We start from the raw sequence: 14359 nt of genomic DNA on the forward strand, positions 1-14359 counted from the left end.
TCGCCCCCGTTCGCCAGCGAGGGCGAATGCCAGACCCCGTGCAGGACGACTCGACCAGGGCCGCCAGGGCCGCAGCAAAGCGGCGGCCAGCGGTGCGGTGAACTGGCCGGGGACGTTACTCAATGGCCGGCCACGTCTGTACGAAGACCTGCGCTTTCACAGTCGCCAGCGTTCGCCCCATGAGTTGTGGCTGGTCATCGTCGATGCGTCGGCCTCGACCCGTCGTCATCGCGCCTTGAGTGACGGCAAGGGCCTGCTGGCGCAACTGTTCGACGACGCCTACCGACAACGCGCCCGCCTGGCGCTGTTGACGGCCAGCGGCACGCTCCCCAATTGGCAGGTGCAAGGCCTCAAGGCCTCGGCCGGCCTGCGCCACTGGCTCGATGGGCTGGGCGCCGGGGGCGGAACGCCGTTGCTGGCGGCGCTGAACGAGGCCGGGCGCTGGCTGGTGGCCCGACGCAAGCGCTACCCGGCGGAGCAGCAACGGGTGTTGGTGATGACCGACGGACGAGTCAAAGAGGGTTTTTCACAGCCGCCTCTCGATTGCCCGTGCCTGTTGATCGATATCGAAAGAGGCCCGATTCGCTTGGGCCGGGCCCGGCAGTTGGCGGGGCGGTTGGGGGCTGAGTATCGGCATATCGATGAAGGAGTTCCTAACTGAGATTTGCGGTGGCCTATCTGGCCTCATCGCGAGCAGGCTCGCTCCCACATTGGTTCTGCTGTGAACACACAGCCAATGAACACCACAGCTCTTCCTGTGGGAGCGAGCCTGCTCGCGAAGGCATCACCTCGGTTCTGGATATGCCCAGCGAACCCGCCTCACTGCACTATGCTCAGGCAGCCCCTCACAGGAGTGAACCATGCGCGTACTCGTCACCAACGCCCAGGACGATTTTCGGGTCAAGGCCTATGCCGGCACCAACGGCGTGCTGCTCGCCATGGACTTGGCGGAATCCCGACGCAAAGGGCTGCTGGGCTTTGCCATCGAGAAGCAGCAGGGTGACAAGCCCTGGCTGTTCCTGTTCAACAGCCTGACTTTCCCCGACAAGGCCCACACCTTTCCCCAGTTCCACGCCACCCCCAGCGACAAGGCACCGTTGCAGAAATTTCGCTGGGCCGACTACGCGGTCAACCCCGGCGTGACCATGCACTACCGCGTGCACCTGGCCTACGGCAGCCCCGAAGCACCGCAGTTGGGCGAATCCCTGGCCGTCACCGTCACCAGCGACGACGGACAGCCGGCCAACCAGCGGGTGATCTTCAACCGTGCCGTGGCCGCCAGCCAGGCGTTCCAGCGCAAGTTTCCTGAAGTGGACGCGCTGATCGGTGCCAACAAGCACCTGTCCATCGATGACTGGCCCGACGCCCCGCGTCGCTGGTTGGAAAATGGCCTGCTGGGGCGCCTGACCGGTTTTATCGATCGGGCACTGGATGCCCACTGGGCCCTGGACGTCGCCATTTATGAATACGAACTGCCGGTGATCGTCGATGCGGTGACTGCCGCTCACGCTCGCGGCGCCCAAGTACGAGTGCTGTACCACGCCGAGCCGGGCGACGACACCACGGCGCGTAACGAAGCCAGCCTCGAAAAAATGCCAGCAGCCAACAAGCGCGGACGAATCACCCATAACATTTTCCACAACAAGTTCATTGTGCTGAGCAAGGTGGATGGCAACGGTTCCTTGCAACCAGAGGCGGTGCTGTGCGGCAGCACCAACTTCACCGCCAACGGTGTCTACCGCCAGGCCAACGTGGTCCATGTGCTGGACGACCCTCGGGTGAGCGGCAGCTACTTCCAGGTGTTCGAGCAGATCTGGGCCGAACCCCAGGACGTCGGTGCCACTCGCCAGTGGCTGACCGACAACAATGCCATGGATCCGCAGGAGGCATTGTTCGCCGGATTCTCGCCGCGCACCGGGGAGGGCGACCTGGATCGCTTCGTCGACATCATCAAGGGCGCGCGAAAGGACCTGTTGTTCGTCACCGCCTTTGTGTTGCCCGAGCGCATCCTCGACGCCTTGCTCGGTGCCCCCAATGACGATGTGTTGCGCTACGGCCTGCAAAACACCAAGAGTCGCATCACCGGCTTTCACGCCGACCGCACTGCCGAATTCGCCGCCACCGCGCTGCTCAACACCGGCCTGGAAGGCTGGCTGCGGGAAAACATGAAAGGCCAGAAGGGCAACCTGCTGGTGCACACCAAAGCCATCGTCACCGACTTCACCAGCGACACGCCGACCATCCTCAGCGGCAGCCACAACCTGAGCGCCGCCGCCAGCAGCGGCAACGACGAGAATTACCTGATCATCCAGGGCAACACCGACCTGGCCGACCGCTACGGGCTGGAGTTGCTGCGTTTCTATGAACATTACCGCTTTCGCTACTTCGCGAAAAAACTCGCCCTCAAGCAGGTCAAGCCACTGGCAGTGGATGACAGTTGGAGTGATGACTATTACCGCGAGGGGGATTTGCGGATGTTGTCCAGGGTGAGGTTTTGCGGGCGTTAGGTGCGGTAGATTATCCGGTGCTAGCATAGGGCCATCTATCAGCCTGGAAGCTGTCATGAATCTCTGTCACGGAACGTCTGCTTTACTTCGCATCTGCGTCACGACCCTGGTGTTGGCGCTGTGTACTTCAGCCCTTGCCGCCAATCAACCGTGTTCCGGACGCAAGGGCGGGATTGCCGGGTGTGACGGCGATACCTTCCTGTGCAACGACGGTTCCATCAGTGCTTCGAAGAAGTCCTGTTCCGCTGTGCTGGGGCTTCGGAACGAGGCCCGGCCGCAATCGCTGCTCAAATCATCCGAGGGTTGCCAGTGCGGCAGTGGCAATTACTGCGTCGGGCCTCGGGGCGGGGTCTATTGCCTCACGCCCGGCGGCAGCAAGAGCTACAAGCGCAAATAGCCCAGGTACGCCGCCGAACCCTTGTGGGAGCGAGCTTGCTCGCGATAGCGTCAGGTCAGTCGCCATCGATATTGACTGATATACCGCCATCGCGAGCAAGCTCGCTCCCACAGGGTATCCATTTACACATTCCACAGTGGCTCCGTTTCGGTGCGCCGAGTGCGCCGGGTACCCGGCTTGGGGCCTTGTTACCCGTGCGTCGTGGCCAACGGTAGCAACAGTGGTCGCACGCAGATGCGACTGTCCTGGCGTCTGTTTTTCCCATCTCCCTGATTTCCTTAACTTTCCTTTTTGCCCTCCCGCGGGCATCAAACCTGTGGCACACTTTCTGCTGTCTATTCCGTTGTTACATACCATGTTCCGGTATAGCGGAATAAACTCATTCTGGAGTGCTTGCCATGCAACGCCGACCTTCCTTGTTCAAAGCGTGTGTTTTTCTCTTCGCGGCCACGACGGCTGCCATGGGGGTCGCTCAGGCGGCCGACAGCAAGCTGGACAGCGTGCTGCAGCGGGGGAAATTGATCGTGGGCACGGGCAGTACCAATGCGCCGTGGCACTTCCAGGGAGCGGATGGCAAGTTGCAGGGCTTTGATATCGATATCGCGCGGATGGTCGCCAAGGGCCTGTTCAACGACCCGGAGAAAGTCGAGTTCGTGGTGCAGTCTTCCGATGCGCGCATTCCCAATCTGTTGACCGACAAGGTCGACATGAGCTGCCAGTTCATCACCGTCACCGCCAGCCGCGCCCAGCAAGTGGCGTTCACCTTGCCGTACTACCGCGAAGGGGTGGGCCTGCTGCTGCCGGCCAACAGCAAGTACAAGGAAATCGAAGACCTCAAGGCCGCCGGCGACGGCGTCACCGTGGCGGTGCTGCAGAACGTCTACGCCGAGGAACTGGTGCACCAGGCGCTGCCCAAGGCCAAGGTTGACCAGTACGACAGCGTCGACCTGATGTACCAGGCGGTGAACTCCGGCCGCGCCGATGCCGCCGCCACCGACCAGTCCTCGGTCAAATACCTGATGGTGCAGAACCCTGGCCGCTACCGCAGCCCGGCCTATGCCTGGAGCCCGCAAACCTACGCCTGTGCGGTCAAGCGCGGCGACCAGGACTGGCTGAACTTCGTCAACACCACCTTGCATGAAGCCATGACCGGCGTGGAGTTCCCCACCTATGCGGCGTCCTTCAAGCAGTGGTTCGGTGTCGAGCTGCCGTCGCCAGCGATCGGTTTCCCCGTTGAATTCAAATGACCCTGTGAGCCCGGGGCGCCACTTGCGGGCGCTCCGTCGAAGGTACTGCCGACCATGAATTATCAGTTGAACTTTGCCGCCGTCTGGCGCGATTTCGACACCCTGCTGGCGGGGCTGGGCCTGGGGCTTTCCCTGGCGCTGGTGTCGATCGCCATCGGTTGCGTGATCGGCCTGGCGATGGCGTTCGCGTTGCTGAGCAAACATCGGGTCTTGCGGGTGCTGGCGTCGGTGTATGTCACGGTGATCCGCAATACGCCGATCCTGGTGTTGATCCTGTTGATCTACTTCGCCTTGCCGAGCCTGGGCATCCGCCTGGACAAGCTGCCGTCGTTCGTCATCACCCTCTCGCTGTACGCCGGGGCCTACCTGACCGAAGTGTTTCGCGGCGGGTTGTTGAGCATTCACAAGGGACAGCGTGAAGCCGGGCTGGCCATCGGCCTGGGCGAGTGGCAGGTGAAGGCCTACGTCACCGTGCCGGTGATGCTGCGCAACGTGTTGCCGGCCTTGTCGAACAACTTCATTTCGCTGTTCAAGGACACTTCCCTGGCGGCGGCGATTGCCGTGCCGGAGCTGACCTATTACGCCCGCAAGATCAACGTGGAGAGCTACCGGGTGATCGAAACCTGGCTGGTGACCACGGCCCTGTATGTCGCGGCCTGTTACCTCATTGCCATGGTGCTGCGGTATTTCGAGCAGCGTCTGGCGATCCGCCGTTAGGAGTCTCCCATGTACGAATCACCCAGTTGGTTGCATGAGTTATGGGTTGCCCGCGACACCCTGTGGGCGGGCTTCCTGACCAGTGTGCAGTGTTCGCTGCTGGCGATTGTGTTGGGCACGCTGATCGGCCTGGTCGCCGGGCTGGTGCTGACCTATGGCCGGACCTGGATGCGCGCGCCGTTTCGCTTCTACGTCGACCTGATTCGCGGCACGCCGGTGTTCGTGCTGGTGCTGGCCTGCTTCTACATGGCCCCGGCCCTGGGCTGGCAGATCGGCGCGTTCCAGGCCGGTGTCCTGGGGCTGACGCTGTTCTGTGGCTCCCACGTCGCCGAGATCGTGCGCGGGGCCTTGCAGGCATTGCCCCGTGGTCAGATGGAAGCGAGCCAGGCGATTGGCCTGACGTTCTTCCAGGCGCTGGGTTATGTGCTGTTGCCCCAGGCCTTGCGGCAGATCTTGCCGACCTGGGTCAATTCCTCCACCGAGATCGTCAAGGCCTCGACCCTGCTGTCGGTGATCGGCGTCGCCGAACTGCTGCTCAGCACCCAGCAGATCATCGCCCGGACCTTCATGACCCTGGAGTTTTACCTGTTCGCCGGGTTTCTCTTTTTCATCATCAATTACGCCATCGAATTGCTCGGGCGACACATTGAAAAGCGGGTGGCCTTGCCATGACTGACGTCTCGACTCTTTCCAATACGAACTTATCCAACACCCAGCCGCTGCTGGACATTCGCGGCCTGCGCAAACAATACGGCCCGTTGGAAGTGCTCAAGGGCGTGGACCTGAGCATGCAGCGCGGCAACGTGGTTACGCTGATCGGCTCCAGCGGTTCGGGCAAGACCACGCTGCTGCGCTGCGTCAACATGCTGGAAGAATTCCAGGGCGGGCAGATCATGCTCGATGGCGAGTCCATCGGTTACGACGACATCGACGGCAAGCGTGTGCGCCACGCCGAGAAAGTCATCGCCCGGCACCGGGCCATGACCGGCATGGCCTTCCAGCAATTCAACCTGTTCCCGCATTTGACCGCGTTGCAGAACGTGACCCTGGGCCTGCTCAAAGTGAAAAAGCTGCCCAAGGACGAGGCGGTGGCCCTGGCCGAGAAATGGTTGGAGCGGGTGGGCTTGTTGGAGCGGCGCGATCACTTTCCCGGCCAGTTGTCCGGCGGCCAGCAGCAACGCGTGGCGATTGCCCGGGCCATTGCCATGAACCCCAGCCTGATGCTGTTCGACGAAGTGACCTCGGCCCTGGACCCGGAATTGGTCGGCGAGGTGCTGAACGTGATCAAGGGCCTGGCCGAAGACGGCATGACCATGCTGCTGGTGACCCACGAAATGCGCTTCGCCTTCGAGGTCTCCGACAAGATCGTGTTCATGAACCAGGGCCGCATCGAAGAACAGGGGCCGCCGAAGGAATTGTTCGAACGGCCACAGTCGCCACGCCTGGCGGAATTTCTCAAGAACACGCGTTTTTAATCCATTCAGCTTTCAATCGATTCAAGAAGGAGATAACCCATGAGCATTACGCGCTACGGCACCGGCAGCACCGCAGGTGGAGGTCAGCCTCGACCATTCGCTCGCGCCGTGGAAGCCGATGGCTGGCTGCACGTGTCCGGCCAGGTGCCGGCGGTGAACGGCGAGATCATTGTCGGCGGGATCGTCGAGCAGACTCACCAGACCATGAAGAACCTGGTCGCTATTCTCGAGGAGGCCGGATACGGCCTGGAGGATGTGGTGCGCTGCGGTGTGTGGCTGGAAGACCCGCGGGATTTCTGGAGTTTCAACAAGGTCTTCGGCGAGTACTTCAGCCCGGAACACGCCCCGGCCAGGGCCTGCGTGCAGGCGAGCATGATGGTCGATTGCAAGGTCGAGATCGATTGCGTCGCCTACAAGAAAAAGGCCTGAACCACGGGGGCCTCATCGCGAGCAAGCCTTGCTCCCACAAGGGAGCGCATTCTTCTGTGGGAGCATGGCTTGCCCGCGATAGCGATCTATCAGGCGGCGCTGCAGTCTGGTTAAACTCCCGGCCAACTGAATGGGAACCAAAGACATGACCGAAGACACCATCAAACGCCGGGCCCGGGGGTTGGATCGGGCGTTCGATATCCTCGATTTTCTCAAGGAAATCGGCCAGCCGCTGCGCCCGAACGATATTGCCAGCGGCATCGGCAGCCCCAAGTCCACGGTCTATGAACTGGTGGCGTCGCTGCTGGAGCGGCGCATCCTCGAGCCGGTGGGCAAGGACGGCCATGTCTACCTGGGCCGCCAGTTGTACTTTCTCGGGCAGGCGCACCTGCGGCATTTCGACCTGAGCCGCGAGGCTGACCAGGCCTTGCAGGAGATCGTGCGCCAGACCCGGGAAACGGCGCAGATGTGCCTGCTCAACGGGCGCAAATACACCGTCGCGCTGATGAAGGAAGGCGAGCGGCATTTTCGCATTTCATCGGACATCGGGGAAAACGCGCCGATCCCGTGGACGGCGTCAGGGCGCCTGCTACTGGCGCATCTGAGCGACCAGCAGATCGTCGACCTGATCGACCCCGACGATTTCATTTTGCCGGACGGCGAGCGCCTGCCCCTGGAGCAATTCCTCAAGGAAATCCGCCAGGCCGGCCTCGATGGGTTTTTCTCCTTCGACAGTGTCGCCGACACCTTCACCCACTGCTTCGCCGCACCGGTCAAAGACCCGAATGGCGTGGCCATCGCCACCCTGTGCATCGTCGCCCCACGGGCCGACGCGAAGAACAATTACGCCGACTACCGCCGGGTGCTGATCGAAAGCGCCAACCACCTGGCCCGTCGTATCAATGAATAGACAGCCACGGCATTAGCGACCGTGTGCGAGGAGTTCGAACATGCCTTCCGCCATCCTTCATGCCGGCGTCGAGAAGGGCGCCGCCACCGTCGGCGCCCACCTGCTCCGGGACGTCAGCCTGCCAGCGCTGGTGCTGCATTGCGCGGCGCTGGAGCACAACATCCGCTGGATGCAAGATTTCGTCACCCGCAGCGGTGCCGAACTGGCGCCCCACGGCAAGACCAGCATGACCCCGGCGCTGTTTCGCCGGCAACTGGAGGCCGGCGCCTGGGGCCTGACCCTCGCCAGCGCCGTGCAGACCCGTGCCGCTTACGCCCATGGCGTGCGCCGGGTGTTGATGGCCAACCAATTGGTGGGCACGCCGAACATGGCGCTGATTGCCGATTTGCTCGCCGACCCGGCGTTCGAATTCCACTGCCTGGTCGATCATCCGGATAATGTCGCTGACCTGGGCGCTTACTTCGCCTCTCGCGGCGTACGGCTCAATGTGATGATCGAGTACGGCGTGGTCGGCGGGCGTTGTGGCTGCCGGACCGAAGCCGAGGTGTTGGCCCTGGCCGAGGCGATCCAGGCGCAACCGGCGCTGGCGTTGACTGGCATCGAAGGCTACGAAGGGGTGATCCACGGTGACCACGCCATCAGTGGCATTCGTGCGTTCGCGGCGTCCCTGGTGCGGTTGGCGGTGCAGTTGCAGGACAACGGCGCGTTTGCCATCGACAAACCGATCATCACCGCCTCGGGGTCGGCCTGGTACGACCTGATCGCCGAATCCTTCGAAGCCCAGAATGCCCACGGACGGTTCCTCAGCGTGCTGCGTCCCGGCAGCTACGTGGCCCATGACCATGGCATCTACAAAGAGGCGCAGTGCTGCGTGCTGGAGCGCCGCAGCGACCTGCACGAAGGCCTGCGCCCGGCGCTGGAAGTCTGGGCCCATGTGCAATCGCTGCCGGAGCCGGGCTTCGCGGTGATCGCCCTGGGCAAGCGCGACGTGGCCTACGACGCTGGCTTGCCGGTGCCGCTCAAGCGCTACCAGCCCGGATCGGACACGCTGGCGGGTGACGATGTGAGTGGCTGCAAGGTGACGGCGGTGATGGACCAGCATGCGTTCATGACCGTGGCGGCGGGGGTTGAGTTGCGGGTCGGGGACATCATCTCGTTCGGGACTTCACATCCGTGCCTGACGTTCGACAAGTGGCGGGTGGGGTGCCTGGTGGATGAGCAGTTGCGGGTGGTCGAGAGCATGGAGACTTGTTTCTAGCCTTTGAACCGAGTTGCGGCTATCGCGGGCAAGCCTTGCTCCCACATTGATCGACTGTGAACACAAAATGGGTGTTTACCCAAGATCCCCTGTGGGAACGAGCTTGCTCGCGATAGCGGCCTGCCAGACACCGCTGAATTATCAGGATCATCCATGAGCAACCCCAAACCCCGCATCGCCCTGATCGGCGAATGCATGATCGAATTGCAACAACGCGCCGACGGCAGCCTGCTGCAGAGCTTCGGCGGCGACACCCTGAACACGGCGGTGTACCTGGCCCGCGCCTTGGGCGACAGGGGCGCGGTGGATTACGTCACCGCCCTGGGCGACGACAGCTTCAGTGATGCCATGTGCGCAAGCTGGGCCGCGGAGAACATCGGGCTGCAACGGGTCCAGCGCTTGCCAGGACGCCTGCCGGGTTTGTATTGCATCCAGACCGATGCGGCGGGGGAGCGGCGCTTCCTCTACTGGCGCAACGAGGCGGCGGTGCGCGATTGTTTTACCACCCCGGCCGCCGGGCCGATCCTGGCCGCGTTGCTGGATTACGATGTGCTGTATTTCAGCGGCGTCACCCTGGCGGTGCTCGGCGAGCAGGGGCGCGGCAAACTCATCGAAACCCTGGTCGAAGCCCGTCGGCGCGGGGCGCTGGTGGTGTTCGACAATAACTTCCGTCCCAGGCTCTGGGCCTCGATCGAAGCGGCGCGGGCGGCGTATTGCAGCGTCTTGCCCTATGTGGAGCTGGCGCTGCTGACCGTAGAGGATGAACAGGCATTGTTCGGTCATGCCGACAGCGAAGCGGTGTTCGCCGCCTATGCGCAGCTCGGCACGCCCGAGGTGGTGCTCAAGCGCGGTGCCGAGGCCTGCCTGATTCGTTGCGACGGCCAGTCCTATGAGGTGCCCGCCCTGCGGGTCGAGCGCGTCGTGGACACCACGGCGGCGGGGGACTCCTTCAGTGCCGCGTACCTGGCGAGTCGTTTGCTGGGCGGCAGCCCGGCGGAGGCGGCCGAGGCGGGGCATCGGTTGGCGAGCCGGGTGATCCAGGTGCCGGGGGCGTTGATGCCCAAGGACTGATCGGGGGAATCGATGTACACCTGTGGGAGCAAAGCTGGCCTGTGGGAGCAAAGCTTGCTCGCGATCCAGGCGACGCAGTTCTTCAGACCTTCCGCGTTATCGTTCATCGCGAGCAAAGCTTTGCTCCCACAGGCAAGCTTTGTTTCCACAGACAGGCTTCGCTGACAAAGTGACCGATCAATCCCGGTAGAACACCTGCACCAGGTGATACCCGAACTTGCTCTTGATCGGCCCATGCACCACCCGCAGCGGCTTCTTGAAAATCACCGCATCGATCACCCCGACCATCTGCCCCGGCCTGACTTCACCCAGGTCGCCACCGCGTTTGCCCGAGGGGCAGGTGGAGTATTTCTTGGCCAGCACATCGAAGGCTTCGCCCTTGGCGATGCGTTGCTTGAGCTGTTCGGCTTCTTCGGCGGTTTTCACCAGGATATGGCGGGCTTGGGCTTTCATTGCTGCGGTGACCTGAACGGTGCGACGGGGCGGCGATTATGCCTCAAGTCAGTTGCCATGGTTGATCATCGTCCGAATCTTGTTGGCCAGCAGATCGAGGGAGAAGGGCTTGGCGACCATGTCCATACCCTGGTCGAGGAACCCCTGGCGTTCGGCGGCTTTCTGCGCGTAACCGGTCATGAACAGCACTTTCAGCCCCGGACGGTGCTGGCGGGCGATTTCCGCCAGTTGCCGGCCATTCATGCCTGGCAGCCCGACATCGGTCACCAACAGGTCGATGCGCTGGTCCGATTCCAGCACGGGAAGTGCGGTCACGGCGTCCCGGGCTTCCAGGGCGGTGTAGCCCAGGGTCTGCAACAGGTCGAGCACCAGCATACGCACGGCGGGTTCATCCTCCACCAGCAACACGGTTTCCCCGGCGATGGCCGGCGGTACGTCGACCGTCTCGGGCGTCTCGGGTGGTTGGGCCGACGAAACGTGCAAGCGCGGCAGGTACAACTGCACCCGCGTGCCTTGGCCCGGCACACTGTCGAGGTTGAGGTGCCCACCCGACTGCTGGGCAAACCCGTAGATCATCGACAAGCCCAGGCCGGTACCCTGGCCGATGGGCTTGGTGGTGAAGAACGGATCGAAAGCCTTGGCCAGCACGGCGGGGGTCATGCCGCTGCCGTTGTCGCTGACGGCGATCATCACGTAGTCCCCGGCCTTGACCGGCTCCAGGCTGTTGATGTCCGTACCGTCGAGATAGACATTGGCGGTTTCGACGATCAGTTCGCCGCCCTCGGGCATGGCATCGCGGGCGTTGATCACCAGGTTGAGCAGGGCGTTTTCCAACTGGCTGGCGTCGGTGTTGACGGGCCACAGTTCGCTGGCCAGTTGCAGCCGCAGTCCGATGTGATCGCCGGTGGTGCGGCTCAGCAGGTCTTCAAGCGAGTGCACCAGGTCATTGGCGTCCAGCGGTTTGCGGTCCAGGGACTGGCGTCGGGAAAAAGCCAGCAGCCGATGGGTCAGGGCCGCGGCGCGGTTGGCCGAGGACACCGCCGCTTCGGTGAAGCGCCCGATCTCGTCAGTGCGACCAGCGGCAATGTAGCGTTGCATCAGGTCGAGGCTGCCGAGGATACCGGTGAGCATGTTGTTGAAGTCATGGGCAATGCCGCCGGTGAGCTGGCCCACGGCTTCCATTTTCTGCGCATGGCGCAGGGCTTCCTCCGCGCGCTCGCGTTCGAACATCTCGCTTTGCAGCCGGTGATTGGCTTCGGCCAGTTGCTGGGTACGGGCGATGACCCGTTCTTCCAGTGTTTCGTTGAGGTTGCGCAGGGCCTCCTCGGTTTTCCGGCTCTCGGTTTCGTCGATCACGAAGATGTAGAAACCGTTCACCGCACCGTCCGCCCCATGGCGAGGCAGGTAGTTGATCAGCGAATGGCGCGGGCGCCCGTCGCGATGGTCCATCTGCACGGTGAAGCTGCACGGCTTGCCGGCCAGGGCATCGGCGATCTGTTGGGCGCGGGCGGCATAGGCTTCATCACCGAGCACTTCACGGATGGTCTTGCCATAGAGCTCTTGCGGGGTCAGGCCATACCAGTCCAGGTAGGCGCTGTTGTTCAGCCGGAAACGCTCTTCGCGGTCCACGTAGCTGATGAGGATCGGCATGGCGTTGATGATCAACTGCAGCTCGGTCTGGCTCTGGCGCAGGGCTTGCTCGGTGCGCTTGCGTTCGGTCAGGTCCAGGGCCGCGCCAAGAAAACGCTTGGGTCGGCCGTGGCGATCCTTGTAGCAACGGCCGCGCACGTACACCCAGCGCAACTCATCGTCGGGCTGCAACAGCCGGTATTCCTCGGCGTATTCGGTGCCATGGGTGATGCAGTGCTTGATGCTGCGGGCAACCATCGCCCGGTCCTCGGGGTGCACGCCTTCGAGATAGGCGCTGATGGGCAACTGGCGCGACAGGCTGGGATCGACGCCATGCAAGAGGGCGAAATGGGCGTCGGCAATAAAGCGGTCTTCGCTGATGTCCCAGTCCCAGGTGCCCAGCCCATCGGCGGCGGCCAGGGCCAGTTGCAGGCGCTCTTCGCTTTCGTGCTGGGCCTTGAGGCTGGCCTCGGAGCGCCGCTCGAACTCCATGGCCAGGCGGCGTCGTTCGCTGGTTTCGATGGCGGTGACCAGGATGCCGGCGACGCTGCCGCTTTCGTCACGCACCGGGCTGTAGGTCAGGTCCAGCCAGACATCGCAGAGACGGCCGGCGAAGGGCACGCGCCATTGCTGGTCGCGGCAGGTGTGTGTCTGGCCTTGCAACACACGGTGATAAATCCCTTCGGTCGCACTCTTGAGTTCGGGCCATGCTGCATGGGTCGGTCGGCCGAATGCCCGGGGGTGCTTGTCACCGGCCAGTCGACCGAAGGCGTCGTTGTAGAGATGGGACAGTTGCGGTCCCCACAGCAAGGCCATCGCCATGGGCGAATGGAGCATGATGTCCACGGCGGTGCGCAGGCTTTGCGGCCAGTTTTGGGCAGTGCCCAGCGGGGTCAGGGCCCAGTCCACCTGGTTGATCAGGCGTTGCGTATCGCTGCCGGCGGGTGTCGCGCTCATCACGCGATCCCTGGCTGTCGTGTCTGTGCCACGGTGTCGACTATCCTCAGAAGAGGGTACATGCGGGTGGGGCTGAAGGGTTTCATGTTCGGCTCAGCTTGTTTCATTGATGTCTCGCGGAAGTTTCAGTCCATGGAAATCGATCCGTTGTTGCGAATCCTGGCGAGCCAGAATGGTTCCGACCTTTACATGTCCACGGGTGCGCCACCGTGCGCGCGTTTCGAGGGCGTGATCAAGCCCTTGGGAAACGAGGCGTTCAAGGTCGGTGACATTGCCCGGCTCGCCGAGTCTCTGATGGACGCCGAACAGCGCCTTGAGTTCGATCGGGAGTTGGAAATGAACCTGGCGATCTCCCTGGCCGGCGTCGGGCGGTTCCGGGTCAATATCTTCAAGCAGCGCAATGACGTGTCCATGGTGATTCGCAACGTCAAGCTGGACATCCCGCGCTTCGAAGACCTGAAACTGCCTCGGGTGCTATTGGACACCATCATGCAGAAACAGGGGTTGATGTTGTTTGTCGGTGCGACAGGCTCGGGCAAGTCGACCTCCCTGGCGGCGCTGATCGACTACCGCAATCGCAACAGCAGCGGCCACATCATCACCATCGAAGACCCGGTGGAGTATATCCATCGGCACAAGAAATCCATCATCAACCAACGGGAAGTCGGTGTCGACACCCGCAGTTTCCATGCGGCGCTGAAAAACACCCTGCGCCAGGCGCCGGACGTGGTGCTGATCGGCGAAATCCGCGACCGGGAAACCATGGAGCATGCCTTGGCGTTTGCCGACACCGGGCACCTGGTGATTTCCACCTTGCATGCCCATAACGCCAACCAGGCCCTGGACCGGGTGATCAATTTTTTTCCGGAAGAACGTCGACCGCAGTTGCTCAATGACCTGGGCAACAACCTCAAGGCGTTCGTCTCCCAGCGCCTGGTGCGCACCCGCACCGGCCAGCGGCGAGCGGCGGTGGAGGTCATGCTGGGCTCGCCGACGGTGGCGGACCTGATACGGCGCAACGAGCTCGGCGAGCTCAAGGGCATCATGGAAAAGTCAGAGGAACTGGGGATGCAAACCTTCGATCACGCGCTGTTCAACCTGGTGGTCGAGGGCGCCATCGATGAGGAAGAAGCGCTGAAAAATGCCGACTCGGCGAACAACCTGCGGTTGCGGTTGAAGTTGCATAGCGAGTCGGGGGCGGCGGCGCCACCGGTCGATCCGGCGGCGGGTGAGTGGGGGCTTATGGATTGAGTACTTCTGTGGGAACAACACTTGTGGAAGCAAAACCTGTGGAGGCAAACCTGTGGAG

General features: G+C 62.7%; 14 protein-coding genes. 12 read left to right on the forward strand and 2 right to left on the reverse strand.

Translation table 11 applies throughout. From position 1 onward, the window contains the following. Window positions 1–97 precede the first annotated feature (97 nt). The 11 genes from B0E42_RS10085 to B0E42_RS10135 all read left to right on the forward strand — a co-directional run bounded on the left by B0E42_RS10085 (window position 98) and on the right by B0E42_RS10135 (window position 10011). The gene (locus tag B0E42_RS10085; protein ID WP_077506309.1) at window positions 98–661 is read left to right on the forward strand and encodes a VWA domain-containing protein; all 564 of its coding nucleotides are present in this window, start codon (window positions 98–100) and stop codon (window positions 659–661) included. Window positions 662–860: 199 nt separating this feature from the next. After that, on the forward strand, window positions 861–2507 hold the full coding sequence (locus tag B0E42_RS10090; protein WP_077506310.1) for a phospholipase D-like domain-containing protein: 1647 nt from the start codon (window positions 861–863) through the stop codon (window positions 2505–2507). 55 nt (window positions 2508–2562) lie between these two features. Further along, window positions 2563–2904 carry a hypothetical protein gene (locus B0E42_RS10095; RefSeq protein WP_018608017.1) on the forward strand — a complete coding sequence of 114 codons (342 nt, stop codon included), beginning with the start codon at window positions 2563–2565 and terminating at the stop codon, window positions 2902–2904. 398 nt (window positions 2905–3302) lie between these two features. Then, on the forward strand, window positions 3303–4151 hold the full coding sequence (locus B0E42_RS10100; RefSeq protein WP_003200222.1) for a transporter substrate-binding domain-containing protein: 849 nt from the start codon (window positions 3303–3305) through the stop codon (window positions 4149–4151). 54 nt (window positions 4152–4205) lie between these two features. Continuing rightward, window positions 4206–4868, forward strand: a complete 663-nt coding sequence (locus B0E42_RS10105) for an amino acid ABC transporter permease (protein WP_018608019.1) — start codon at window positions 4206–4208, stop codon at window positions 4866–4868. Between the two features lie 9 nt (window positions 4869–4877). Continuing rightward, a complete protein-coding gene (locus B0E42_RS10110; RefSeq protein ID WP_014338686.1) occupies window positions 4878–5540 on the forward strand; it encodes an amino acid ABC transporter permease in 663 nt (220 codons plus the stop codon). After that, on the forward strand, window positions 5537–6343 hold the full coding sequence (locus B0E42_RS10115) for an amino acid ABC transporter ATP-binding protein (protein ID WP_077506311.1): 807 nt from the start codon (window positions 5537–5539) through the stop codon (window positions 6341–6343). Before B0E42_RS10110 ends, B0E42_RS10115 begins: the two co-directional genes overlap by 4 nt. Window positions 6344–6382: 39 nt before the next feature. Continuing rightward, the gene (locus B0E42_RS10120; protein ID WP_013692714.1) at window positions 6383–6772 is read left to right on the forward strand and encodes a RidA family protein; all 390 of its coding nucleotides are present in this window, start codon (window positions 6383–6385) and stop codon (window positions 6770–6772) included. 145 nt (window positions 6773–6917) lie between these two features. Then, on the forward strand, window positions 6918–7682 hold the full coding sequence (locus B0E42_RS10125) for an IclR family transcriptional regulator (RefSeq protein WP_003200234.1): 765 nt from the start codon (window positions 6918–6920) through the stop codon (window positions 7680–7682). Between the two features lie 40 nt (window positions 7683–7722). Then, window positions 7723–8940 (forward strand): amino acid deaminase, encoded by a 1218-nt coding sequence (locus tag B0E42_RS10130; protein WP_077506312.1) that lies wholly within the window; start codon window positions 7723–7725, stop codon window positions 8938–8940. A gap of 153 nt (window positions 8941–9093) precedes the next feature. Beyond that, window positions 9094–10011: a sugar kinase gene (locus B0E42_RS10135; RefSeq protein ID WP_077506313.1), complete on the forward strand. Its 918-nt coding sequence runs from the start codon at window positions 9094–9096 to the stop codon at window positions 10009–10011. Window positions 10012–10188: 177 nt separating this feature from the next. On the opposite strand, the gene B0E42_RS10140 is transcribed toward B0E42_RS10135, so the two are convergent. Next, on the reverse strand, window positions 10189–10464 hold the full coding sequence (locus B0E42_RS10140) for a peptidylprolyl isomerase (protein WP_003182808.1): 276 nt from the start codon (window positions 10462–10464) through the stop codon (window positions 10189–10191). A 48-nt stretch (window positions 10465–10512) separates the two neighbouring features. Beyond that, window positions 10513–13050, reverse strand: a complete 2538-nt coding sequence (locus tag B0E42_RS10145; protein WP_077506314.1) for a PAS domain-containing protein — start codon at window positions 13048–13050, stop codon at window positions 10513–10515. Between the two features lie 132 nt (window positions 13051–13182). Here B0E42_RS10145 and B0E42_RS10150 point away from each other — a divergent pair, with 132 nt between their 5' ends. Next, window positions 13183–14301 (forward strand): PilT/PilU family type 4a pilus ATPase, encoded by a 1119-nt coding sequence (locus B0E42_RS10150; protein ID WP_033062680.1) that lies wholly within the window; start codon window positions 13183–13185, stop codon window positions 14299–14301. Window positions 14302–14359 lie beyond the last annotated feature (58 nt).

Source organism: Pseudomonas sp. A25(2017) (assembly GCF_002001065.1).
In the GTDB taxonomy this organism is placed as follows: Bacteria; Pseudomonadota; Gammaproteobacteria; order Pseudomonadales; family Pseudomonadaceae; genus Aquipseudomonas; species Aquipseudomonas kilonensis.